Source organism: Leifsonia sp. T36S-04 (assembly GCF_042465655.1).
GTDB lineage: Bacteria > Actinomycetota > Actinomycetes > Actinomycetales > Microbacteriaceae > Leifsonia.
In genome coordinates this window covers 3,544,946-3,567,773 of sequence record NZ_CP146286.1, presented here as the reverse complement: position 1 = coordinate 3,567,773, position 22,828 = coordinate 3,544,946, and the positions used below count along the sequence as shown (strand labels likewise).

Sequence of the window (22,828 nt, the reverse complement as noted above, 5' to 3'; positions counted from 1 at the left end):
TTCAGCTTTCGATCGGGAACTCGGCCGGCCTTGCGCTGCTCCATACGGCGTCGAACGCGACCGCATACGTGTCCCACAGTTCGGGCTCGGCCTCTCTGGGTAGCTCGATCACGGGGTTCTCTCCGGCCGGGGAGCCGAAGATGTGGTGGTTGGCGTAGAGCATGTCGTCGATAAAGAACATCGAGGTGTAGAGAGGCGTGCCATGCGTGCGAATTTCAACGCCGTCGACGACACCGAGCGGCTCGAGGTGGACAAGAGTCATTCTGCAACGCGCGGCAAGTGCGTCGCCGATCCTCTCCTCCGAACCGCGCTGCAGGACACCCTCTGAATCCGGTGCGCCAACTGCAAAACGAATCTTCGTGCCGCGCGCCGCCGCGTCTTTGATGATGCGGGTGAACCCATGAAGCGCGTCCCAAAGGAAGGTGCCGCCGTAGACGCAGATGTCGATGCGTTCGGTGGCAGCCTCGAACATCTCGCGCCACAGATCGATTGGGACGTGGGCCCGCGACGGGAACAATCGGACTTCGATGGTCGCGTCGTGAATGGCGTGTCGAATGCCGAAACGTGGCCATAGATCCTCAGCGGTGACCCCGAGGGCCGCAGCGATCTCTTCGGCAATCCGAGTCTTGGGCGTGGTCTCGCCCCTGATCGCGCGTTGAACGGTGCGCTCGTCGCATCCCGCGCGCGAAGCGAGGTCACGGATGCTGATCCGCTGCTTATCCATCTGCTCGGCCAAGAGGCGCCCGGTTCCGACGCCAGCCGCTCTTTGAATCACAGTCATGAGGCTCCCCAAACCAGATCTTGCCTGCAACCTCTGACACATTCTGACACTCGTCTGGCCTTCCACTGGCAGATTCGGCCGTGTGCACTAACTGTTGTGCTCACCAACCGGCGGCGCCACCTGCAACGAGACAGAGGAAATAGGACATGCATCTGAGCAACATCGACGAAGCGCTATTCCCCGCGTTCAGCTCCGGAAACCGGGAGTGCTGATGCGCAGTACAAGAGAGATCGGCATCGACTTGTTCGACGGGATGCATCACTTGAGCGTGACAGTTACCGGGAGGCCTATTCCGGCGCACGAGCTGTACGACATCGTTGCGAATCTCGAGGCTGCCGGCGGCTACAACTTCGGCGAGGTGCTGAGTCGATTGGCAAAAGGGTTCGAGCGGTCGCTCCGTGAAGACGAGGTCTCCCCGACATCCGTTCGCGAACGACTTATTGCCTGCCTGGTGCGAAGGGCTGCAGAGCAAGCGCAACAGATCGCGCTCTGCCTCGAGGCCGCGCGTTGCGAGTTGGAAGCGCTGGCGCCCAAATGTCGATGACTCGAGTCATATTCAGTGATTGATCGCCAACGACATGAGCGCGAGGACCAAAGTAGGAACAGATGGAGTCGACATGAACAGCAGAAAGGGCCAGGGTCGGAGCAACGCGAATACCGTTGCACCATTACTGCTGACAGAAGCAGAGACGGCAGCGATACTCCGAATCGACCGGACCACACTCGCGCGCTTGGTCGATCAAGGGACTTGTCCCCTGAGCCCGGTGAACCTCACGCCACGGATACGTCGTTACCGGCTAGCTGACGTCGAGGAGCTGACGGGTTCCCATGTGGTGATGCCGTAATGGCAATCGATAAGCGCCCATCAGGCAAGTATCGTGTGCGCGTCTTCCTGAACCACGAAGTGGTGGGCACTCGATCATTCGAGCGAAAGGCGGACGCTCAAGCCTGGGAGAAGGAGCAGTACCGCGTTCTCTCGCTGGGAGGGATTCCCTCCCCTTCCCTGTCGCTGCTTCCTGTCGCCGGGTTGATAGCTCGGTTTCTCAACGCCAGGCAGACGCGCGTTTCTCCGCACACGTGGCGCACCGACTCGGACAACCTTCGCCACGTGCCTTCGACGTGGCTGCGTCGACCGGTATCCACGATCACCGCATCCGACGTACACGACCTTCTAGCAGGTCTGCTGGCTGACGGATTCGCGCGTTCGACCGTTACTCGGATGAGAGTCACCCTCTCTGCTCTATTCGAGTACGCCGTCTCAGAACACTTCGCACCTGCAAATCCCGTCCGGGGCGCTCGTATGCCTGTGGTTGTCGGCCTCCCTTCGCGACCCAAAGCGGATACATGGACGCCCGAAGAGATGTCGAGAACCATCGAGGCACAGCGGGTAGTTAACCCTGCAATGGCCGAAGTGACTGAATTTCTCGGGCTCACCGGCCTGCGGTGGTCAGAACTGAGGGCGTTACGCGTTGAAGATGTGGCGCAGATTCCGATGCCGGCGTTACATGTATGGCGAGCACAATCAGATGGCTACGCCGAAAAGACACTGAAGAGCAACTCCGGCGAGGTACGGTCCCGAACGATTCCTCTGCGTCCGCGGGCCTTAGAGATCGTGGCCTCTCGAGTTGAAGGCGTTTCTCCCGGAGCACACCTGTTCCGTTCGAAGACGGGGAAGCAGTTGAGAGGAAACCTGTTCCGCCGCCAGGTGCATTGGAATGCGACAACGTGCCGCGGACTCACGATCCACGCGCTACGACACTTCGCAATTTCGTATTGGTTGCTTCGCGGCGTAGACGTCAAGACTGCCGCCGAGTGGTCAGGGCACAAGAACCCGACAGTGCTGCTGTCCACCTACGCTCATGTCCTCGGCATTGATGCCAACCGGGCAGCTCTCGCACTTCTGGACACGCCTGCTGTCCCAGCACTGTCCTGGGGAGCCGTTCCTGAAAGCTTGAAAGGCCTCGACTAGTGCGCTACGAAGCTGTAGAAACCGTCGCCTATCAGCACTTTTGTTGCGGAGACGGTGGGATTTGAACCCACGGTGCCCTTGACGGGCACTCCACCTTAGCAGGGTGGTGCACTAGGCCGAACTATGCGACGTCTCCAGCGCGACCGCGAGCGGACGCACAGCCTCCATCATAACGGACGGGGCCCGGCGCTTCGAACACGGGGCTCTCAGGTGCCGAGCGGGACGTTGTCCGACACCGTGCCCAGGATCTGCGCGACGAGCAAGATCGACCAGGTGACCCCGATCGCGAAGCTCGCGATGTAGACGGCGATCGCCACCCAGAGCGGAGCGAGACCGCGGCCCGCCGCCACCCCGCGCACGACGATGCTGCGCCCGATCGTGTAGACGATCCCGAGGAACGACCACGCCCAGTGGAACGGGCGCTCGACTCCCCGGCGGGTCAGTTCGCGGTAGTCGAGCCACGAGAAAACGATGCCTGCCGCGGTCAGGAGCCAGCCGATCCCCACCACGACGAAGTACATCGGGCCGCCCAGCAGGGCGAAGGGGTCGGTGATCACGACGGTCGACGAGCCCGGCACCCCGCGGAACACCGGCTGCGGGTGCAGCAGGAAGACCAGGAGGCTGCTGATCAGCGGCAGCACCGCGACCAGCCAGATCCACACGGTGTACACCGGCGTCTCCGCAGGCAGCTGCCGGCGCGGGGCGGGAGCATACGGCGACCGAGGGGCCCCGCCGGGCGCGGGCGAGACGTGCTCGGTCCAGCGGACGCCATCCCACCAGCGCAGGGCGGCGGACCGCTGCGGGTCCGGATACCAGCCCGGCACCGGCGCCGAAGCGTTCGACACGGGGGTCAGGACTCCCTGCCGACCGCCGGCTCGCCGACGAACTGGTGGGACTCGGAGGCGAGCTCCGGCCAGTCCTCGGCGTCCGCGATGCGCACCCAGGCACCCTTCGCCTCGCTTCGACCGGCCGGGACCGGGGTGGCGACGCCACGGCTCACGAGGTCGGCGGCGCGGTCCTTCGGCAGGTCGATGGCGAGTTCGGTGCCGTCGAGGTACGCGAACAGTCGACCGTGCACGTGCAGGCCGGTCGCGGTCACGGACACGTCGAGATCCGGGTCCTCCAGCAGGCCGGCGGCGAGCAGTTCGAACGAGGGTACGGGGCTGTCGGTCATGCGGCGACCCTACCCCATCAGCTCGCGGTACTCCGGGTGGTGCCTCACGAACGCGCGCACCACCGGGCAGCTCACGATGACCCTCCTGCCGTCGGTGCGCAGCAGGTCGAGGACGCGGCGGATCAGCTCCGACGAGACGCCCTGGTGGCGGAACTCCGGAAACACGGAGGTCGCGATGAGCGTGATGGCATCGTCGCTGCGCTCGTAGGTGATGCCGCCGATCAGGGTGTCGCCGCTGATGGCCTCGTACGTCCGCTCGGCCTCGTTGTCCACGACGAAGAAGTCGATGCCCGCCTGGCTCGGCTGGGGAGCCTGCACCTCCTCGACGAGGGCTTGCTGGTTCTCGCTGAGGAAGCCGGCGCCGTCGGGGTACCCCGCCTCGTCCGGGTATTCGATTCCGTCGGAGTTCTCATCCATCACGTTCGTCCTCTTCTTCAGCGGCGGGAGCGGAGCAGTACGACACGCTCATTCTCCATCCCGCGTGAGGGCATTGGCACCCCGAGTGCGAAGTACGCTGCGGCTAACGAGGTCTTCGATCAGATCGGCCGTCTCCATCCAGTTCCGCACAGCCCGGGTGGCGACACCGAGCGCCACCACCGGGTAGTCGTTGCCGTCGGGGTCGAGCCGGTCTCCGACGAACAACATCTCGGCGAACGGGATCCCGCTCACCGACGCCAGCTTCGTCATCCCGTAGGCCTTGTCCACGCCATAGCGGGTGATGTCGATGCTCGTCGAGCCGCCCGCCCGGACCTCCAGACCGGGGAGCCGGTCCTGCACCGCTGAGCGGAGGCGGATCCGTCGGCTGCCGTCGGGGTCCCAGGCCGCCTTCTCCGCGATCGGAGCTGACTGCCCGAGAGCCGAGAAGGTGATCTGCGACCCACGGTCCTCGAGCACCGGCCCCCAGGTGTCGTGTTCCCAGAGCCCCAGCCGCAGTGCTTCCTCCTTTACGACGGCGAGCGCCTCGGCTCTCTCGCCGTCGCTGAGATTCTCGGCGTACACGAGCTGCCACTTCTCACCGTCCCAGCGGTAGTACTGCGTCCCGCACGTCGGCATGAGGTGGAGGCGGTCGAGCCGGGCGGCGGCGGGTAGGCGGGAGATCACCTGGTCCCGGAACTGCACGAAGCTGCCTCCCGAGATCACGCAGACCTCGCACACGTCGAGCAGCCGCCGGAGCAGGTCGGCCATCCGGGGATCCAGCGGCGACTTGGACGGCGCGAGGGTGTCATCCAGGTCGAAAGCAATGAGTCCAGGCATCAGGTGGGCCTTTCTGTGATTCGGGGCCACGGCACGGGCCCGGTGCTGCGACGCACCACGAGTTCGGGAGAGTGGATCACGACATCAGGGCGGTCGCCGCCGCCGATCAACACCAGCAAGCGTCGTGCGCTCGCTCGTCCGCACCCCTCGGCATCCCGGCGCACGGCCGTGAGCTGGGGGTCGCTGAGGAGAGCGGCCGGGCCATCGTCGAGCGCGACGATCGAGAGATCCTCCGGAACCGCTACGCCACGACGCCGGGCGGCAGCCATCCCCGCGACCGCCAGGAGGTCTGTGTCGTACAGGATCGCAGTCGGCACGTGCCGTTCGAGCAACCGTTCGGTGGTGGCGGCGGCCGCGAGCGGGGTGGAGCCGGCGAGAAGGATGACTCGTCCGTTCAGCCCGAGTGCTCTCGACTGCTCTGTGAAAGCCTGTCTCCGCCGTTCGGAGCAGACGAGGGAACCCACTCCGATGAGAGCGACGCGCCGATGGCCGGCCTCGGCCAGGTGACGCAGCGCGTCGCGTGTTCCCATGTCGCCGCCCTCCGCCGTTGCCTCGTGGTCGGTGGGGACGAACGGCAGGCCGAGCCGGGAGAGCAGCTCCGGCCTGTCGTCATCTGTCCGAAGTCCGCTCACCAGAACCCCGTCGACCTGCGAGTCGCGGACGAAACCGGCATAGATCTCCTTCTCGTCCGCTCGGGATGCGGCGACCCGGACGACGAGGGCGGTCGCTGTCGTGGCGAGTGCAGCTCCGACCCCGTCGAGGAAACCGACGAGGTCGGAACCCGCGGGCCCGGCGATGCCGTCCCTCCGGAGCACCAGCCCGACGCTCCGCAGCCGGTTGCGCGATAACGCTCTGGCCCGGGCGCTCGGATTCCAGCCGAGTTCACGGGCCGCCCGGAGAATGCGGTCTGTCGTCGCCTCGCTGAGTCCGCGACGACCGTTGAACACGAATGAGACGGCACTCTTCGACACCTGGGCTCTGGCGGCCACGTCCGAGATGGTGATGCGACGATCCCCCGGCGGGGGTGCGGCATCCACGGCAGGACCCGGACCCGAACCGGGTCCCGCCGGGGTGCCGCCGGCTACCGGGCCACCGCCCATGGCCCGTTGGCGTCGCCCGGAGCCTGGTTGCGGGTGTACCACTTCGCGACGTACACGACGCCCTTATAGCTCGCCCGGTCACCCGCGTTGAAGACACGCGACGGTGTCCACAGGGCGGTGCCGTCCGGCGCGGTAGCCAGCTCCTGCCACGGTCCGGTCACGGATCCGGGCACGTCTCCTCGGGCGTACCAGCCGGCCACGAAGGTCCGGCCCTGGTAGACGACGGTGTCGCCGGCGGCGAAGACACGCGACGGCGTCCACACGGCGGTGCCGTCCTCCGTCATCGCCAGCTCCTGCCAGGCCCCGGTGTTACTGAGACCGGGCTGCTCGCCCTTCGTCGACCATCCCGCTTTGTACACGGCGCCGCGGTAGCTGACGACATCGCCGGTCTTGTACGTCGGCGTCTTGCTCCAGGCCGCGGGGAGAACGACGGTCACCGTGACCGTGGTGCTTGCGCCCGCCACCGTGTCGCTGCCCGAGTAGGTCGCCGTCAGCAGGTGGTCGCCCGCGGCGAGGCCGACCGGGAGGGCGATGGATGCGATGCCGCCGCTCAGGGCTGCCGAGCCGCGGTCCTTCGTCCCCTCGGTGAGCGTGACCCGGCCGCTCACCGGGAGGGGCGACGTGACAGTGACGGTGACGGTGGCTGCGCTCCCCCAGTTCGCGGTGACAGCGGGCGCGTTGACCACGGCCGTTGCGCGCAGACCGTCGAGCGCCGCCTTCAGGGCCGCTGCTCGTGCGTCGATCCCGGCCTGGGCCGCGTCCGCCGCACTCAGCGTCGCCTTCGCCGACTCCAGCGCGGGCAGCACTGCCGCCCAGCTCGCGGGCGTGTACTGGGTGCTGTCGAGGCCGTTCGCCCGGTCCACCAGAGCCTGCAGCGCGCCCTTGTCCACCGCCACGGTGACGGGGCACCGAGCGAACTCGGTCCCGCCGCCGTGGACGAGCACGACGGATGTGGCGCCGGGTGCGCCGGTCTTCAGACCGACCTGGACCGTCCCGTCTGCAGAGACCTCGGGTGGAGCCCCCACCGCCGCGATGCTCGGGTCGAGCGAGTACGCCGTGAAGGAGTCCCCGTCTAGGAGGGGAGTGACGGTCGCCACCAGGGTGGCGGAGCTGTCGCGATCCGCGTTCACCGGAGCGGTGCACGCGAGACTGTAGCCGCCGTAGACCTCGAGCTCCCAGATGTTGAGCCCGTACTTGGTCGCCGGCGAGCCGATCACGCGGACGTAGCGCACCTCCGCGGTCGGGAAGTCGGCCGTGTCACGGCGGTGGTCGGCCGTGCCGGAGTTCTGGACATGGGCGAGCGGCGTCCAGTCGGTGCCGTTCACCGAACCCTCGACCTGGTAGTCGGTGGAGTTGCCGCTCTCCCATTCGACGACTGCCTGCGACACCGGGAGCACAGCTCCTAGGTCGACTCGGAGCCAGTTGCGGTTCGTGTACGGCGCGGTTCCGGAGGGGCGAGCCGACGACCACTTGGTGGTCTTCGAGCCGTCTGTGGCTGCCGGAGCCTGCACGTTGGCCAGGTTGTTATACACGCTGTCGGCGGTGGTCGGCTTGCCCTGCGCCAGGTTCACCCTGCCCGAAGTGGTCGGCGCGGTGGCGATGGCGCTGTCACCGAACACCTCGAACTCCCACACCGAGACGCCGTACGAGGTGTTCGCGCGCTTCACGGTCTGCATTCGGACATAGCGGCCGGAGGCGTTCAGCGCCACGAGGTCTGTCCCGCCGTCGCTGCCTGCCGTCGGGGTCACGTAGGCGTCGCGCCAGGTTGTGCCGTCGTCCGAGACCTGGATCTTGTACTGGCTGGCGTACGACGCCTCCCAGGTGAGCCGGGCGGCTCCGATCTTCTGCACGCGGCCGAGGTCGACCTGCAGCCACGATGTGTCCGGAGAGCCGGTCCGGTCGGCGATCCACCGCGTGGTGCCGTTGCCGTCTGTCGCGCTTGCCGGGCTCGTGCCGTCGGAGGCGGTGGTCGGCGCTCCGAGGGCGAGGTTCGTGGTCGACACGGCTGCGAACTCGGCGATCGAGTACGACCCGCTGCCGGGACCGTCCAGCGGCAGGATGCGGACGAAGGTGGCCGTCGTCGCCGGGAAGTCGACGTGCTGGTGGCCGCCCGTGCCGTTCTGGACAAGCTTCTGGTCGGTCCAGGTGGAGCCGTCGGTGGAGGTCTGGATCAGGAAGCGGCCGGCGTAGTCGGTGCCCCAGTCGATGTCTGCCCCCAGGGCGTACGAACCCGACCCGAGTCGCTGACTCAGCCAGGGCGCGCTGCCGGTGGACTGCCACGTCGTGGTCTGGTCCTTGTCGCCCGCCCGGGCGGGCCCGTGACCGGCAGCAGAGCCGCTCGCGGTGTACGGCGAGCCGTCCGAGTCATCCGCGGCCAGGGGCTCGGTGACGGTCTTGCCGAGGTTCGCGCCGGTCCCGAGCACGAACGTTCCGCGCGACGCGGCGGCTCCCCCGGTCAGCGTCACATCCACGAGGATGCCCGGCTGGCTCGGGTTCGACACGCTCACCACCGGGGTCCCTGCGGACTCGTCGAGCATCACGAGGGAAGGCTGACTCACCGACAGCGTGCGGCCGTCGCCGAGGTCGAGGGATCCGGCCTGGTAGAAGGTGGCCATGGTCCGCTTGAGTCCTGGATGCTGCACCGCCTGCACCGAGGTGTCGTTGCGGAGGATCTTCACCGCCGGGTTCGCCGCGTACGCCTGCGTCTGCGCTGCCGACTTCGCCGGGAGCACGATGTACTGGTAGCCGGCGCTCTTCGGCGTGACCCCGTGGTCGAAGTACAGGGTGAACGCGTCGTGGCTCTGCGGCTGGTCGCCGTAGTAGCTGCCGGTCTGCGTCTTATCCGAGACCGTGACGGCCTGATTCGACGGGAAGACGTACCCGACCTTGTCGTTGTACGCCCACGACGGGTCAGCGATGACCTTGCCGTCGGTTCCCGCAGCGACCTTCTGACCGTCGACCGACGCGTTGTCCTTCGCGGAGACCTGGTTGACCGTGGTCTGGATGGGCGCGGTCGAGGTCGACTGGATGCCGGCGCCGAGCGCAACCATCTCGTCGTCGAAGTAGTAGTAGCTCTTCTGCGCCTGCGTGCCGGCCCGGTCCAGGCTTTCCACGCTCGCGCCGTAGGTGCCGTCCGATACGCCGCCGGTGAAGGCGCCGCCGTTGGCGGACCGGCCGTCCTTCCCGAGGGTGGTCTCCTTGACGTAGGGAACCGTGGTTCCCGGGTAGCGGTACCAGTCGAACGCCGGGCCGAGGTCCGTGTACTCCTTATTGGTCACCTGGATGGCCGTCGTGCCGGTGCGGTTCCAGACGATCTCGTTGCCCACGTCCTTGCGGATGGTGGAGCGGTACTCGCTGCCGACCGTGCGGTTCGAGTTGAGGCCGGTCACGATCCCGTAGTCCGCCCGCTGGTGCGAGGAGAACTCCGAGCGCCAGAAGTAGTTGTCGCCGATGGCCCCGTTGCCGGCGGTCTTGCCGCGGATGTTGTCCGCCATCTGCCGATAGGTGGTCGCATACAGGGGGTCCGTGCGCGCCATCCGGTCCAGCGGATCCAGGAACACGGCGGCGTAACTGGTGACGCCGTCGACCGTCGTCGCCGGGCGGTAGAGGAGGTAGAGCATCTCGATCTCGCCGCGGATCAGCCACCGGGTGCCGTCGGCGATGTAGAAGGCGATCGTGTCGAGCTGGGGCCGGGTGAAAGCGAGGCTGGTGCCGCGCGCGGCGTCAGCCCACATGGCGACCATGGTGAACAGCGCCATCCCGTAGCCCTCGCTGTAGAGCTGCGCGCCGTGCGCCCAGAACGTCGCATCCGGCTGAACCGCCTCCTGCACCGTTCCCGAGTCGTCCACGGCGACCGTCTGCACCATGGTGGCGAAGCCGGCTTTGATCTGGTCCGCGTTACGCGTGGCGATCGCCTTGTAGAGGTAGTCGGAGGTGCGCCAGGCGCCGTTCGCACCGGCCGGGTCGAGCTTGCCCTGGTTGTGCTTGATGGCCAGCGCGGCCGCATCAGGGCTCAGCGCGTCGCCGAGGAAGATCGAGATGCGCCCCATGGCGATCGACTCCCCGATCTCGGTCTCCCACCAGTTGGTGTTGCCCGGGTTGACCTGATCCCAGTAGGCGAGCGCGCGCTGCTCCGAGTCGATCAGGCGCGCATCCTGGAACCCCTTGGCCGTCTTGTCGCGGTAGGCCTGGGCGATCGCGACCATCCGGTAGAGCGCCTTGTACGCATCCCAGGTCTTCCCGTTCGCCGAACTCGTCGTGTCCTGGTAGTTGACGTCCGACCAGGAGCCGTCGGCGTTCTGGGATGCGACGTAGTCGAGCGCGTCGGAGGTTTGCGCCAGATAGATGCCGTTGGCGATCTGCACCTCGTCACCCTGGCTCAGGTAGTAGTCCTGCAGCCGGGGGACGATCGTGGAGACGTCCGTGTCGAGGTCCGCTGCCTGAGCGGGTGCGGACAGGCCGACTGCTGCCAGCAGCGCAGCGACCAGGAAGGCGACGGCAGCGGATAGGCGCGCGCGTCGGACGAGTGCGGGACGTGGAGCGTTCGGTTCTTCGGGATGACGCATCATTGCGCTTGACTCCTTGTTCGCTGGAGCGGGTTATCAGGGGGTGCGGATCAGGCGGGCGACGGAGATCCGGGTGTCGGCGGCGCCGTAGAAAACGAAGTGCTCTCCGCCGATCTTCTCGATCGCCGTGGGGAAGAGCACGTTCGCAACGGTTCCCGAGGTCTCGTCTGCGGTCTCGGGAGTCATCAGCGGTTCGCTCGTGCGGGCGAGCACGCGCGAGGGGTCGTCGGCGTCGAGCAGCATGGCGCCGACGACGTACTTCACCGTGAAAGCCTGCGGTACGAATGAGCCACCGGGCAGGGAACCCGTGACGCCGTGGTGCAGCAGCAACCAGCCCTCCGGCACGCGCAGCGGAGCAGGTCCCGCGCCGATCTTCAGGGCCTCCCAGCCGAACTCCGGGCCGGCGACGAAGCGGTGTCCGCCCGGACGCGTGAGCGCGGTGACATCTCGCATGGCGTCCTCGGCGGGCACATACGAGATCCAGATGCTGGCGCGGTCATCGGTGATTCCCGCGGGCAGGGGCGGCTGCTCCCCCGGGCGCACGAAGCCGAAGTCCCACATCGGCCGGTGCAGCAGTGCGAAGCTCGGCCGTCCTGCGGGGTCAGGGACGATCTCCGGAAAGAAGACCACATCCTTGTTCGGGAAGAGGTTCAGGTCGGTGTCGAGCGCGTCGTCGTACTGGAACTGCAGCGGGCCCAGCCGTCGCCACTCGCGGCCGTCGGTCGAGACGGCGAGCGCCGGCTTCGGGCCGAGCGGGCCGAATGCGACGTAGGTCATCACGTGGATGCCGAGGTCGCGGAGCGGCGTGATCCGCGGATCCTCGACCCCGCCGTGACCGGTGCCGTGCTCCCAGCCGCGGTCCGCCTCGAGCGCGAGCTCGAGGTCGTCCACCGCGGTCGGGACACCGTCGGTCACCACCACGCGGGCCCGTCCGATCCGCGAGACGTTCTCGGCCGCGACCATCCGGGGGAACAGGTGCACGGTGCCGTCCGGGTCCTGCACGGTCGCCGGGTTCAGGACCCCGTCGACCTGTCGCGGGTCGGTGAGGTCCGGCTCCATCACGATGCCCACGCGTTCGAGGGCATACGGGATGGTGACGGTGGCGGTTTCGGCGATGGTGGTGGACACAGGACCTCTCTTGCGGATGGGTGGTGCGGAAGACGGGTGAGCTCAGCCCTTGACGGCCCCGACGACGCCGTTGACCAGGTAGCGCTGGATGAAGATGTAGCCGACGATGAGCGGCGCGGCGACGATGAACGTGGCTGCTGCGAGCAGCGGCCACTGGTTGCCGTAGGTCCCCTTGAACGCGTACAGCCCGACGGTGACGGGGAACTTGGTGGGATCGGCCAGCAGGACGGTCGCCAGAATGATCTCGTTCCAGATCCACACGGCTTGCAGGATGAACACGGTCACGAGTGCGGGACGCGCGAGCGGCAGGACGAAGGTGAAGAGGTACCGCCAGTAGCTCACGCCGTCCATGGCGGCGGCCTCGTCCAGCTCGCGCGGGATGGACTTCACGAAGCCGCTGAGCAGCAGCGGGCCGACACCGACACCGACGCCCACCAGCAGGATGTAGCCGAGCTGGGTGTCGTACAGCCCCAGACGCAGCAGGAGCTGGAACTGGGTGATCAGGGCGTTCGGGAGGAACAGCACCAGCACGAAGACGACCGACCAGTACCGGGCGCCGCGCACATAGCCGCGGGCGACCGGGAAGGCCAGCACCAGCGTGAGCAGGGTACCGATCGCCGATCCAGCTGCGGTGTAGAGCACGCTGTTCAGGATGTACGCGCCGAAGTTGCCCTTCTCCCACGCGGCGGCGAAGTTGCCCCACTGGGGATCCGACACGATGCCGACCGGGTTCGCCACGAACTCCGCCTGCGACTTGAGCGCCGTGTTGAGGAGGTAGAGCAGCGGGAACAGGAACAGCACCATCAGGATGAGCGCGCACACGTACGCGCCGAACGGGATGCGCCGGCGGCGACGACCGGGAGCGGTCTCGCGCTGGGCGATGTTCTCGGGACGGATGGAGCTGACCGTCCGTTCTTCCGTGGTCGTCACAGTTTCGCCTCCCGTCGGCGCAGGATTGCGAGGGCGGCGACCGAGACGATCGCGACCAGGACGAACTGGACCATTGAGACGGCGGCGGCGTAACCCTGCGACTGCGAGAGCGTCGTGCCGGAGGCGCCGCCGAAGCCCTGCACGTAGACGAGCAGCGACAGCACCTGGGTGGACCGGTTGTTGGGGCCGCTGAGCACGTAGATGAGCTGGTAGCTCTGCAGGGCGTTGACGATGCCCAGCAGCACGTTCGCGGTGATCGACGGTGCGAGCAACGGGATGGTGACGCTGCGGAAGCGCTGCCATCCACTCGCTCCGTCGATCTCCGCGGCCTCGTACAGGTCTTCGGGAATCGCCTGCAGACCGGACAGGAAGATGATCACCGAGATGCCCAGGACCATCCAGACCTGCACCAGGATCACCAGGGACAGCGCCAGCCGCGGGTCGCCGAAGAAGGCGGAGTGGCCGCCGAAGAGATCGAGCACCGAGGCGGCCGGTCCCCCGCTGACGTTGAAGATCAGCGACCAGACCAGGCCGGTGACCGTCACCCCCAGGATCGTGGGCATGAACACCACGGCCCGGTAGAAATTGCGGCCCGCGAGACGCCGGTTCAACAGCACTGCGACCGCCAGCGCGACCACGATCTGGACGGCGGTGCTCACGACGGCGAAGATCACCGTATTGCGGAGGGCGTTGGCGCTGTCCGCCCACTTCGCGGGCGAGAAGAAGTCGATGTAGTTCCGCGCGCCGACGAAGTTGATCGGGAGGCCGGGGAGGCCGCGCAGATCGGTGAAGGAGGCGACCAGCACACCGATCGCGGGGACGAAGCCGAAGATGCCGAGGAGCAGCATCCCGAGGCCGAAGGTGATCCGGACCGGCGTGCGGCGCGGGAAGGGGAATGATTCAGTCATGTGTCTCTCGACTCCCGAGGGGGCGGCTCGCGGTGCTCCGCGAACCGCCCGTCTCGAAAGCGTCAGCCTGCCGCCGACCAGGCCTTCTGGGCGGCCTGCGCCGCCTGCTCGGGGGTGGCGGACCCGAGCGGGGCCAGCGCGGGGTAGTTGAACGGGAAGACGGCATCCTGGCCGGCCTTGTTGTTGGCGAACCAGATCTGGTCCCACGCCGGCTGGTACGACTTCGTGTACTCGCCGATCGACTGGAGGAACGCGCTGGTGGAGATGCCGGGCTGCGCCGACGAGAAGCCGGACTTCTGCAGGAACAACTCGTAGTTCTTCTTGTCCGAGAAGAACCTGAGCCAGGCGAGCGCGGCGTTCTTGTTCTTCGCCGAAGTGGGGACGGAGAGTTGCAGCTCGGTCTTGCCGTTCAGCAGGGCGTTGTCGGCCGCCGTGTCCGAACCGGGGAACGGGAAGTAGCCGTAGTCGAACGACTTCGCGACCGCCGCATCGATGGTCGGCTGATCCCACGTACCGTCGACGGTCATGGCGAAGTCACCCGCGGCGAACCCGGCGGGGATGGATGCGTAGTCGGCGCCGGCTGCGCCGTCCTGCGCGTTCTTCAGCACGTACTCGGTCTGCTGCAGAACCTTGACCTCGGTCGGGTCGGTGAGCTTGGCCTTGTTCGTCCACAGGTCCTTGGCCAGCTGCTGCTTGTCCTCGGCCGTCGGGTAGAGCGACGCCGTCGAGGCGAGCATGGGGAGACCGGCGGGCCAGCTGTCCTTGCCGCCCAAGCCGAACGGGGTGATGCCCTTGGCCTTGAGCGCGTCCACGACGGCGGTGAACTCGCTCCACGTGGTCGGCACCGTCAGCCCGTTGTCGGCGAAGATCTTCTTGTTGTAGAAGACGCCCGTGTAGTAGCTGACTCCGGTCGGCACCGCGTACTGCTTGCCGCCGATGGCCTGCGCATCGAGCAGGCTCGGCGTGTACTGCTTGAGGAACGGCTGCTCGGTGAGGTCGACCAGGGCGCCGGCCTTGGCCAGCCTCGCGTCGTCGGTGGCGGCGTCCTTCGCGTACGACGGGGTCTCCGTGAGGCCCTTCACCACGAAGAGATCGAGGTTGCCCGCGGTGAGGCGCGACGACTTGGTCGCCGGGTAGTTGTCGTTCGACACCGTCGAGAAGACGACATCCACCTTCGGGTACTTCTTCTCGAACGCGTCGTTGACCGCGCGGAAGCCCGCGTCGGTGGCGTCGCTGCTGGACACGAGGAACTGCAGCTTGCCGCTCGGTTCGCCGTCGCTCGATGCGCCGCCGCCACCGGAGCAGGCGGCGAGTGCGCCGATCGTGGCCACGGCGACCGCACCGGCGAGGAGTCGCCGGTTTAGGGTCGTGCCGCGCAACCTCTTCGTTGCCATGTGATGTCTCCTCGTTGAGTTCGGGATGTGAGAACGAGCTGGTGTTCGGGTCACAGAAACGTTTCGGAAGCGATGTCGCGCGTTTACCGAAACGTTTCGGTTTCGTCATGGTGCCACGTGCGTGCGAGCGTCCGCAACCCCCATTCGGGGGTCACTGTCCCTGAGGGTGAGCGGTCGTCAGCGGCCGGCGGGCGCCGCGCCGGTCGAGTCCCGGACGATCAGCTCGGCGTCGGGGATGCGCACATCGTCGACGGCCCCCTCGTCGATCAGGTCCATCAGCATCCGCCCCGACTCGCGCCCCAGCTCCCGCGGGCTGGTGTGGACCGTCGTCAGGGACGGCCGCACGTAGGTGCCGAGCCGGATGTCGTCGAACCCGGCGACGGAGAGCTGACCGGGCACATCCACACCGAGATGCTGCGCTTGCGCGATCAGACCGATCGCCGAGAGGTCGTTCGCGCAGATCACCGCCGTGGGCGGTTCGCCCAGGGCGAGCAGAGTGGAGGCGGCGGACGCGCCGGCGAGGTACGTGAAGTCCCCGGGGACCACCGGCCCGGGCGGCAGCCCGAACTCCCGCATGGCGGCCTTCCACGCGGCCTCGCGCTGCACCGAGTGCGTCATGTTCGCCTGGCCGCTGACGTACGCCACCCGGCGGTGGCCGTGCTCGACCAGGTGCTTCAACGTCGCGCGGATCCCCGCATCCGGATCCTGCCGAACAGCAGGAAGCGGGAAGCCGGGCCCGGGGTTGATCGCGACCGCCGGAATCCCGAGCCGCTGAAGGAGCGGGACGCGCGGGTCGTCGACCTCGAGGTCATTGACGAAGACGCCGTCCACCCGGCGGTCCGCCGCCAGCTTCTCGTAGCGCTGGAGCGTCTGATCGGACTTCGAGCTGATCTGCAGCACCAGCGCATACCCGCGCGGGTCGATCGCATCCTCGATACCGCCGATGAAACCGCCGAAGAACGGGTCGAGCTCGAGAACGTCCGGGTCGCGGTGCATCACCAGCCCGACCGTGAACGCACGCCGCCCGGACAGGCTCTTGCCTCGCAGGGAGGGTACGAAACCCAGTTCCGCCGCCACCCGGATGATCCGCTCGCGCGTGACATCGGAAACGCCGGGCCGGCCGTTCAGCGCGCTCGAAACCGAGCTGATCGCCACGCCCGCCTTGCTGGCCACGTCAACGATGGTGACCCGCTCACCAGCCATCGGCCCACCTTCTGCAACCCGTCAACGGACGGACACCAGTATGCCCGACGCGTCTGGGTCAGCCCGACGGTTGTGACCCTACTCGCTTCGGTCCGCCCCGATCGGCGCGGCTTTCCGCACGACGGCGTGGTCCCGGGGCACCGCCGCCAGGAGCCGGGCGACGTAGGATTTCGACGGGGTGCGCGAACTACGGAACCGATCCTGGCGCAGGTCGCGGAACTGGTGGAGTGGGTGGCACCCGCAGAAGAATGATCCAGTGACCACACTGAGAAGCCCGGCCGCCACATGATCGTCCGAGCGCTCACGCTCGTGGACTGGCCCGAAGTCGAGCGGATCTACGCCGAGGGGATCGCGACCGGGAACGCCACCTTCGAGTCAGAGCCTCCCCCGTGGGAGCATTTCGACGCGCGCAAGCTGCAGGTCGGGCGACTGGTCGCGGTCGATGACGACGGCGTCGCGGGCTGGGCAGCCGTGTCTCTGGTCTCCTCTCGGGAGGTCTACAGAGGCGTCGTCGAACACTCCGTCTATGTGGCCGAACGCGCCCGCGGCCACGGACTGGGACGGCTGCTCCTGGAGGAACTCATCAGCGCGTGCGACATCGCGGGCGTCTGGACCATCCAGTCGAGCATCTTCCGCGAGAACGTCACCAGCCTCCGACTGCACGAGCAGGTCGGCTTCCGGGTGGTCGGTCATCGCGAACGAATCGCGCTGATGACGTACGGTCCCTGGGCCGGGCAATGGCGTGACACGATCCTCGTCGAGCGACGACGGTAACAGTGTGGCGGTCGTCTCCGAACTCCCTCTTCCGGAGGCGAGTTCCGCTGGCGTTGAATGTCGCCTGTGGTGGATTGGATCCTCATCGCCGACCTCGGCACTGCCGTGGGAACGACTGCGCTGGCGGCCGCGACCTTCGCCTCGACGCGCTCCGCCAACCGGTCCGCGCGGGTCGCCGAGCGCGCCCTCCTCGAAGGAATCCGCCCCATCCTGCTCCCCTCCAACTGGTCCGACCCGCCCCAGAAGGTGCGTTTCGCGGATGGCAGGTGGCTGACGGTGCAGGGCGGCCGGGCGGCCCTCGAAATCACCGATGAGGTCGTCTACCTCGTGATGTCGGTGCGAAACGCCGGAGCCGGTGTCGCCATCCTGCACGGCTGGCACGTTTCGTCGGACGCACGGTCGGACCTTCCCCCGCTCGAGGAGTTCCATCGGCTCACCCGCGACATCTACGTGCCGACGAACGATCCCGGCTTCTGCCAAGTGGCCATCCGCGAACCGGAGTCGACCGATTCCCAGGTCGCACGCGCCGGGGCGGCCGGCGAGGGATTCGCCGTCGACGTGCTCTACGGGGACGCCGAGGGCTCGCAACGCGTGGTGTCCCGCTTCTTCATCTCCCACGGACCGCCCGGCCCCGGAGACCACGACCATGAATGGATCATGCTCGTCTCACGCCACTGGAACCTCGACCTGCCGGCGCCGCGTTAGGTGGATGATCTCTTGGGCTGAAGAGATACGCCTACCGGCGCCGCAGGCTCGTCTCGGCGAGCGCGGGCGGCGTCGCGGCGTAGCTGTCGTCGTTGAGTTCCGTCCCCGGCGGGACGATCGCATCGATCCGGTCGAGCACCTCGTCCGACAGGGAGATGTCGGCCGCCGTGAGCAGTCCGTCGAGCTGCTCCTCGGTACGCGGTCCGATGATCGCGGAGGCTACCGCAGGATGCGAGGTCACGAACGCGATCGCCAGCTGCGGCATCGTGAGGCCGGCGTCCGCCGCGACCAGCCGGAGCCCGTCGAGCGCGCGCGTGCGCCGCCGCCCGGCCTCCGTCTCCGGGTCGTACAGCGCTCCCCGCGACTGCGCACGGTGGCTGGTCTCCGGCCGGGGCCGCCCGGACAGCCAGCCCCCGTGCAGCGGGCTGTAGGTGAGCACGCCCATCCCGTACTGCTGCGCGACCGGGAAGACGGCGCGCTCCGGCACGCGCCCGAACACGGAGTACATCGGCTGCTCGCTGAGGAACCGGTGCGTTTCCACTTCCCGCGCGACCCACTGCGCCTCGACGATCTTCTCGGCGGCGAACGTGGACGTGCCGACGGCCACGACCTTGCCGGCGCGGATGAGGTCGTCGAGCGCGGTCAGTGTCTCGCTGAGGTCGGTGCTCGCGTCGTAGCGGTGCAGCTGATAGAGGTCGATGCGATCGGTGCCCAGCCTCCGGAGGCTGTCCTCGACCGCGCGCACGATCCAGCGCCGCGAGCCTCCGGCGTTGTTCGGATCGGCACCCATCGGCAGGCCGAACTTGGTGGCCAGCACCACGTCGTCGCGCCGGGACGCGATCGCCTGCCCGACGATGACCTCCGACTCGCCCTGGGAGTACACGTCGGCGGTGTCGACGAAGTTGATCCCCGCGTCCAGCGCACGGTTGATGATGCGAGCCGCGTCGTCATGGTCCGTGTTGCCCATCGCCCCGAACATCATGGTGCCGAGCGCCAGCTCGCTCACCGACCAGCCCGTCGCCCCGAATGTCCTGCGTCTCATCGTGTCTCCATCCCTTCCAGCGGATGCTTCCATCGCATCACCGGACGGGCGCAGGCCCTACGCCGATCCTGCGGAGGTCGTGCACGATCCTGTCGATGTCGCACGCACGGGGCGTCCGCCGATTGCGACGACGCCCCGAATGGTGCTTGTCTCGGCACATGGCACAACCGGGCGACCTGCGTGATGCGATCATCCGGCACGCCCGCGGCGGGATCCGCCGGAACATCGTCGACGGCCTCAGCCTGGGCGTCGTCACCGAGGGGACGCCGCCCGCGGCCGCCATGTCGGAGCCGTCGGTGACCCTTGTCGCCGGCGGCCGCAAGCGCACCTCGGTGGGCGCCCGCGAGTTCGTCTACGGAGCCGGGGAGTTCCTGGTCGTCTCCATCGACCTGCCGGTCACCGGCCGGGTCGAACGCGCGACCCGGGACGAACCGTTCGTCGTGCTCAGCCTGACGCTGAAACCGGCGGTGATCGCTGCGCTGCTGTTGGACACTGTGGATGTCGCCCGGCCGCCGGCGTTCACCGGCCTCGCCGTCGGAACGGCGTCAGCGGCCCTGCTGGATGCGGCCTGCCGGATGCTGCGCCTCCTCGACGACCCGGCCGACCTGGCCGCTCTGGGCCCGGCGACCGAGCGCGAGATCGTGTGGCGACTCCTCACCGGGCCACAGGGCGGAATCGTCCGCCAGATCGGCCTCGCCGACGGCAGCATCGCGCACATCTCCCGGGCGATCGGGTGGATGCGGGAGCACGTCGCCGAGCCTGTCGCCATCGCCGAGCTCGCCCGGATCAGCGGGATGAGCGCGTCCACCTTCCACCGTCACTTCCGGGCAGCGACCTCGCTGACGCCCATCCAGTGGCAGAAGGCACTGCGGCTGCGCGAGGCACGCAGCCGGCTGCTCACGGGAGCGGCGGGCGTCGCCGAGGCGGGATACGCGGTCGGCTACGGGAGCCCGTCGCAGTTCAGCCGCGAGTACCGCCGCGCGTTCGGGCGGCCTCCGGGGGTGGACGCCCGGTCGCTGCGGAACACGGGCGGCACTGCGGCGCCCCCGGACGAGACCGCGTGGATCCCGTGACGTCGGAACGCGTCACACCAGCAGCGCGCCGCCGTCCACAGGGATCGATGTTCCGGTCGTGAACGACTGGGTCATCGAGTAGAGGAACGCCTGCGCGACGTCGTCGACCTCCCCGACGCGGCCCGCTGGCAGGAGCTCCGCCTGCTGGCGGTACATCGCCTCCTGGTCCTGGGCGCTCATCCCGCTCCAGAGCGGGCTGCGCACGATTCCCGGCTCCACCACGTTCACACGGATCGGCGCCAGCTCCAGGGCGAGCGCCCCGGCCAGGCTGGTGATCGCGCCGCACAGGCTGGAGGCGACCGCCCAGCCGGCGCCTGGCCGGGTGCGCGCCGAGCCCGAAGTGAGGGTGACGGAGCCGCCGGGATGGATGTGCGGGGCCGCCGCGCTCACGGCGTTCAACGCTCCGAAGTAGCGCACCTGGAAGAAGGAGCGTGCCTCGTCGATGTAGAGGCCGTCGATCGGGAGGAGACGGAGCGACTCCCCCGCCGTGTACACGAGGTGGTCGAACGCGCCGACCTCGGCGAAGAAACGCTGCACCGCAGCGGAGTCGAGGACATCGAGCGCCCGGCCGGTGGTGGTCGCGGACAGCTCTCCGAGCGCCGCGTCGACGCTCGCCTGCCGGCTGGAGGCGATGACCACCTCCGCGCCGGCGTCGACCGCCGCGTGAGCGGTCGCCAAGCCGATTCCCGAGGTGCCGCCGACGATGACGACGCGTGTGCCGTTGAGAGACATGGGGTTCCTTTCGTTGAGCCGGATCGAGCATCCCTCCTGCGCGGTCCCGCCGTCCAAGACCTCTTCAGCCCGAAGTGACACCCGACGGGTATCAGCGCGTGTGCGAGGCTAGAGCCGTGAACGCGGATCTCGACCTCCGGAAGCTGCGCTACTTCGTGGCCGTGGCCGACGCGCTCAACTTCGGGCGCGCCGCCGAGAGACTGATGATCGCGCAGCCGGTCCTGTCCCGGCAGATCAGGGCCTTCGAGGCGGAGCTCGGCGTTCAGCTGTTCGTCCGCGACCGGCGGGGGACGGAGCTCACCGAGCCCGGCCGGCTCCTCTATGAGGAGGCGCAGGCCCTGCTCGCCTCGGCCTCGGCGGTCCGGCGCCGGGTTGCGATCGCGGCGCGCGGCGAGTCCGAGTTGACCGTGGGCTTCATGCCCGGCCTGATGGTCACTTCCGCAGTGCGGGCGTTCCAGAACACGCACCCCGACGTGACCGTGCACGTCATGCGTACCAGCTGGGACGACCAGGTGCGCGTCCTCCACGACGGGCGTGCGGACGTCAGCTATCTGCGGCGGCCGTTCGACGCGATAGGGCTGGCCACAGAGCCGCTTTTCTCCGAGCCGCGGGTCGTGGTGCTACCCGCAGGTCACGAACTGTCGGAACGACCGAGCGTCGTCATGGCCGACCTCTCCGGTGAGCAGCTGCTCCAGGATCCGGCTGCCGTGCCGGAATGGGCAGCCGTCGCGGCGCGGCTGCAGCGACGGAGCGGCGATGCCCGGCCGCCGAGCCGGACGGTCGAGGAGAAGCTCGAACTGGTCGCGGTGGGCAGCGGGATCGCCATCCTCCCCCTGTCGACCGCGCGTTTCTACCGGCGCGACGATGTCGCGGTCGTCCCGGTGTCGGACCTCGCCCCGACCGACGTGCTCGTCGGCTGGGACGCCGGCCGGCGATCCCGCCTGATAGAGGCCTTCGTCGCCACCGCCTCCGCTCTGCCGCAGAATATGTAATCCATCCACTCGGAGAGGGAGCACATGCCCACCAGCAGCGCCATCGTGATCGGAACCGGAGTGGCCGGAGCGTCGACCGCGTTCGCGCTGGGCCGGCGGGGCGTCGCCGTCACCCTCGTGGACGCGGAGCTCACCGGACAGGCCACCGCCGCGGGCGCAGGGATCATCCAGCCCTGGAGCTCCGCGGTGGAGGGCGAGTTCTACGACCTCTACGCCGCGGGCGCGGACTTCTACCCGGAGCTCATCGCGCAGCTCGCCGCCGTGGATGTGCACGACATCGGGTACCGCCGAGCCGGTGCGCTTGTGGTCAACCGCGACTCCGCCGTGCTCGACGGCGTGGAGGAGCGCCTGGTCGCGCGCCGCGCATCGGCCGCCGCGATGGGCGAGGTCGCGCGCGTCACCGCCGCCCGCGCCCGCGAGCTGTTCCCACCGCTCGGAGACGGGTTCGCGGGCATCCACATCGCCGGCGGCGCCCGGGTGGATGGGCGGGTGCTGCGGGCCGGGCTCCTGGCGGGCGCGCAGGCGCTGGGCGCGACCGCGGTGCGGGGCACGGCGACCCTCTCCGCCACCGATGGTCGCGGCTGGGCGGTGCAGGTCGACGGGCGGAGGCTCGAGGGGGACTCGCTCGTCGTGGCCGCCGGCGCTTGGACGAGCCTCGTGCTCGAGCCCTTCGGCCGCCGCATCGCGGTGGAGCCGCAGCGCGGCCAGATCAGCCACCTCCGGGTCGGCACCGCGGACACGCGGTTCTGGCCGTCCGTCCATCCCGTCTCCAGCCATTACCTGGTAGCGTTCGACGACTCGCGCGTGGCCGTCGGGGCCACCCGGGAGACCGGCAGTGGATTCGACCCGCGCGTGACCGCGGAGGGCCAGCGCCAGGTGCTCGACGACGCCCTCTCGGTCGCGCCGGGACTGGCCGATGCCACCCTGATCGAGACCAGGGTGGGCCTGCGGCCCCTCCCCGACGGCGAGCTGCCGATCGTCGGCGCCTTCGACGGCGTCGACGGACTCTACGTCAATGCCGGCTTCGGCGCGGCCGGTCTCACTATGGGTCCGGTCGTCGGTGACCGGCTCGCCCGGCTCGTCGTCGGGTGAGACCGCTGTAGA

General features: G+C 68.3%; 22 protein-coding genes and 1 tRNA gene. 8 read left to right on the top strand and 15 right to left on the bottom strand.

The features are described 5' to 3' along the window. Nucleotide 1 precedes the first annotated feature (1 nt). Nucleotides 2-736 (bottom strand): helix-turn-helix domain-containing protein, encoded by a 735-nt coding sequence (locus P3F85_RS17480; RefSeq protein WP_374009113.1) that lies wholly within the window; start codon nucleotides 734-736, stop codon nucleotides 2-4. A 256-nt stretch (nucleotides 737-992) separates the two neighbouring features. Between P3F85_RS17480 and P3F85_RS17475 the strand changes: the two genes are divergently transcribed. The 3 genes from P3F85_RS17475 to P3F85_RS17465 are packed head-to-tail and all read left to right on the top strand — an operon-like array spanning nucleotide 993 to nucleotide 2,750. Beyond that, on the top strand, nucleotides 993-1,325 hold the full coding sequence (locus P3F85_RS17475; RefSeq protein WP_374009112.1) for a hypothetical protein: 333 nt from the start codon (nucleotides 993-995) through the stop codon (nucleotides 1,323-1,325). Nucleotides 1,326-1,359: 34 nt separating this feature from the next. Further along, nucleotides 1,360-1,626: a helix-turn-helix transcriptional regulator gene (locus P3F85_RS17470; protein ID WP_374010965.1), complete on the top strand. Its 267-nt coding sequence runs from the start codon at nucleotides 1,360-1,362 to the stop codon at nucleotides 1,624-1,626. Beyond that, a complete protein-coding gene (locus tag P3F85_RS17465) occupies nucleotides 1,626-2,750 on the top strand; it encodes a tyrosine-type recombinase/integrase (protein WP_374009111.1) in 1,125 nt (374 codons plus the stop codon). Before P3F85_RS17470 ends, P3F85_RS17465 begins: the two co-directional genes overlap by 1 nt. Nucleotides 2,751-2,796: 46 nt before the next feature. Here P3F85_RS17465 and P3F85_RS17460 read toward each other — a convergent pair. From P3F85_RS17460 to P3F85_RS17405, 12 genes are all read right to left on the bottom strand, one after another. Beyond that, a tRNA-Ser gene (locus P3F85_RS17460) sits at nucleotides 2,797-2,886 on the bottom strand. Between the two features lie 70 nt (nucleotides 2,887-2,956). Further along, nucleotides 2,957-3,595: a DUF2510 domain-containing protein gene (locus P3F85_RS17455; protein ID WP_374009110.1), complete on the bottom strand. Its 639-nt coding sequence runs from the start codon at nucleotides 3,593-3,595 to the stop codon at nucleotides 2,957-2,959. A gap of 5 nt (nucleotides 3,596-3,600) precedes the next feature. Further along, nucleotides 3,601-3,924, bottom strand: coding sequence for a hypothetical protein (locus tag P3F85_RS17450; protein ID WP_374009109.1), 324 nt, complete (start codon nucleotides 3,922-3,924; stop codon nucleotides 3,601-3,603). A gap of 9 nt (nucleotides 3,925-3,933) precedes the next feature. Further along, the gene (locus P3F85_RS17445; RefSeq protein ID WP_374009108.1) at nucleotides 3,934-4,341 is read right to left on the bottom strand and encodes a GNAT family N-acetyltransferase; all 408 of its coding nucleotides are present in this window, start codon (nucleotides 4,339-4,341) and stop codon (nucleotides 3,934-3,936) included. A 48-nt stretch (nucleotides 4,342-4,389) separates the two neighbouring features. After that, on the bottom strand, nucleotides 4,390-5,178 hold the full coding sequence (locus tag P3F85_RS17440) for an HAD-IIB family hydrolase (RefSeq protein ID WP_374009107.1): 789 nt from the start codon (nucleotides 5,176-5,178) through the stop codon (nucleotides 4,390-4,392). Beyond that, nucleotides 5,178-6,167: a LacI family DNA-binding transcriptional regulator gene (locus tag P3F85_RS17435; RefSeq protein ID WP_374009106.1), complete on the bottom strand. Its 990-nt coding sequence runs from the start codon at nucleotides 6,165-6,167 to the stop codon at nucleotides 5,178-5,180. The genes P3F85_RS17440 and P3F85_RS17435 overlap by 1 nt, the downstream gene beginning before the upstream one ends. 92 nt (nucleotides 6,168-6,259) lie before the next feature. After that, complete coding sequence (locus P3F85_RS17430; protein ID WP_374009105.1) at nucleotides 6,260-10,846, bottom strand: polysaccharide lyase family 8 super-sandwich domain-containing protein; 4,587 nt, start codon at nucleotides 10,844-10,846, stop codon at nucleotides 6,260-6,262. Between the two features lie 33 nt (nucleotides 10,847-10,879). Continuing rightward, entirely contained in the window at nucleotides 10,880-11,971 is a 1,092-nt protein-coding gene (locus tag P3F85_RS17425) for a glycosidase (protein WP_374009104.1), read from the bottom strand. 42 nt (nucleotides 11,972-12,013) lie between these two features. Beyond that, a complete protein-coding gene (locus P3F85_RS17420) occupies nucleotides 12,014-12,901 on the bottom strand; it encodes a carbohydrate ABC transporter permease (protein WP_374009103.1) in 888 nt (295 codons plus the stop codon). Further along, entirely contained in the window at nucleotides 12,898-13,809 is a 912-nt protein-coding gene (locus tag P3F85_RS17415; RefSeq protein WP_374009102.1) for a carbohydrate ABC transporter permease, read from the bottom strand. The genes P3F85_RS17420 and P3F85_RS17415 overlap by 4 nt, the downstream gene beginning before the upstream one ends. Nucleotides 13,810-13,871: 62 nt before the next feature. Next, nucleotides 13,872-15,203 (bottom strand): ABC transporter substrate-binding protein, encoded by a 1,332-nt coding sequence (locus tag P3F85_RS17410; protein WP_374009101.1) that lies wholly within the window; start codon nucleotides 15,201-15,203, stop codon nucleotides 13,872-13,874. A gap of 177 nt (nucleotides 15,204-15,380) precedes the next feature. Then, complete coding sequence (locus P3F85_RS17405; protein WP_374009100.1) at nucleotides 15,381-16,406, bottom strand: LacI family DNA-binding transcriptional regulator; 1,026 nt, start codon at nucleotides 16,404-16,406, stop codon at nucleotides 15,381-15,383. A 285-nt stretch (nucleotides 16,407-16,691) separates the two neighbouring features. Here P3F85_RS17405 and P3F85_RS17400 point away from each other — a divergent pair, with 285 nt between their 5' ends. Next, nucleotides 16,692-17,180, top strand: a complete 489-nt coding sequence (locus tag P3F85_RS17400; protein ID WP_374009099.1) for an N-acetyltransferase family protein — start codon at nucleotides 16,692-16,694, stop codon at nucleotides 17,178-17,180. Between the two features lie 66 nt (nucleotides 17,181-17,246). Then, nucleotides 17,247-17,885 carry a hypothetical protein gene (locus P3F85_RS17395; RefSeq protein ID WP_374009098.1) on the top strand — a complete coding sequence of 213 codons (639 nt, stop codon included), beginning with the start codon at nucleotides 17,247-17,249 and terminating at the stop codon, nucleotides 17,883-17,885. Nucleotides 17,886-17,916: 31 nt separating this feature from the next. Here P3F85_RS17395 and P3F85_RS17390 read toward each other — a convergent pair whose 3' ends face one another. Beyond that, nucleotides 17,917-18,927: an aldo/keto reductase gene (locus tag P3F85_RS17390; RefSeq protein ID WP_374009097.1), complete on the bottom strand. Its 1,011-nt coding sequence runs from the start codon at nucleotides 18,925-18,927 to the stop codon at nucleotides 17,917-17,919. A 158-nt stretch (nucleotides 18,928-19,085) separates the two neighbouring features. Between P3F85_RS17390 and P3F85_RS17385 the strand changes: the two genes are divergently transcribed. Then, nucleotides 19,086-20,000, top strand: coding sequence for an AraC family transcriptional regulator N-terminal domain-containing protein (locus tag P3F85_RS17385; RefSeq protein WP_374009096.1), 915 nt, complete (start codon nucleotides 19,086-19,088; stop codon nucleotides 19,998-20,000). Between the two features lie 12 nt (nucleotides 20,001-20,012). Here the strand turns inward: P3F85_RS17385 and P3F85_RS17380 are convergent, their stop codons facing one another. Continuing rightward, a complete protein-coding gene (locus P3F85_RS17380; protein WP_374009095.1) occupies nucleotides 20,013-20,732 on the bottom strand; it encodes an SDR family oxidoreductase in 720 nt (239 codons plus the stop codon). 116 nt (nucleotides 20,733-20,848) lie between these two features. On the opposite strand from P3F85_RS17380, the gene P3F85_RS17375 reads away from it, so the two are divergent. Further along, a complete protein-coding gene (locus tag P3F85_RS17375) occupies nucleotides 20,849-21,724 on the top strand; it encodes a LysR family transcriptional regulator (RefSeq protein ID WP_374009094.1) in 876 nt (291 codons plus the stop codon). Nucleotides 21,725-21,748: 24 nt separating this feature from the next. Next, nucleotides 21,749-22,816, top strand: a complete 1,068-nt coding sequence (locus P3F85_RS17370) for an NAD(P)/FAD-dependent oxidoreductase (protein WP_374009093.1) — start codon at nucleotides 21,749-21,751, stop codon at nucleotides 22,814-22,816. Nucleotides 22,817-22,828: the final 12 nt, after the last annotated feature.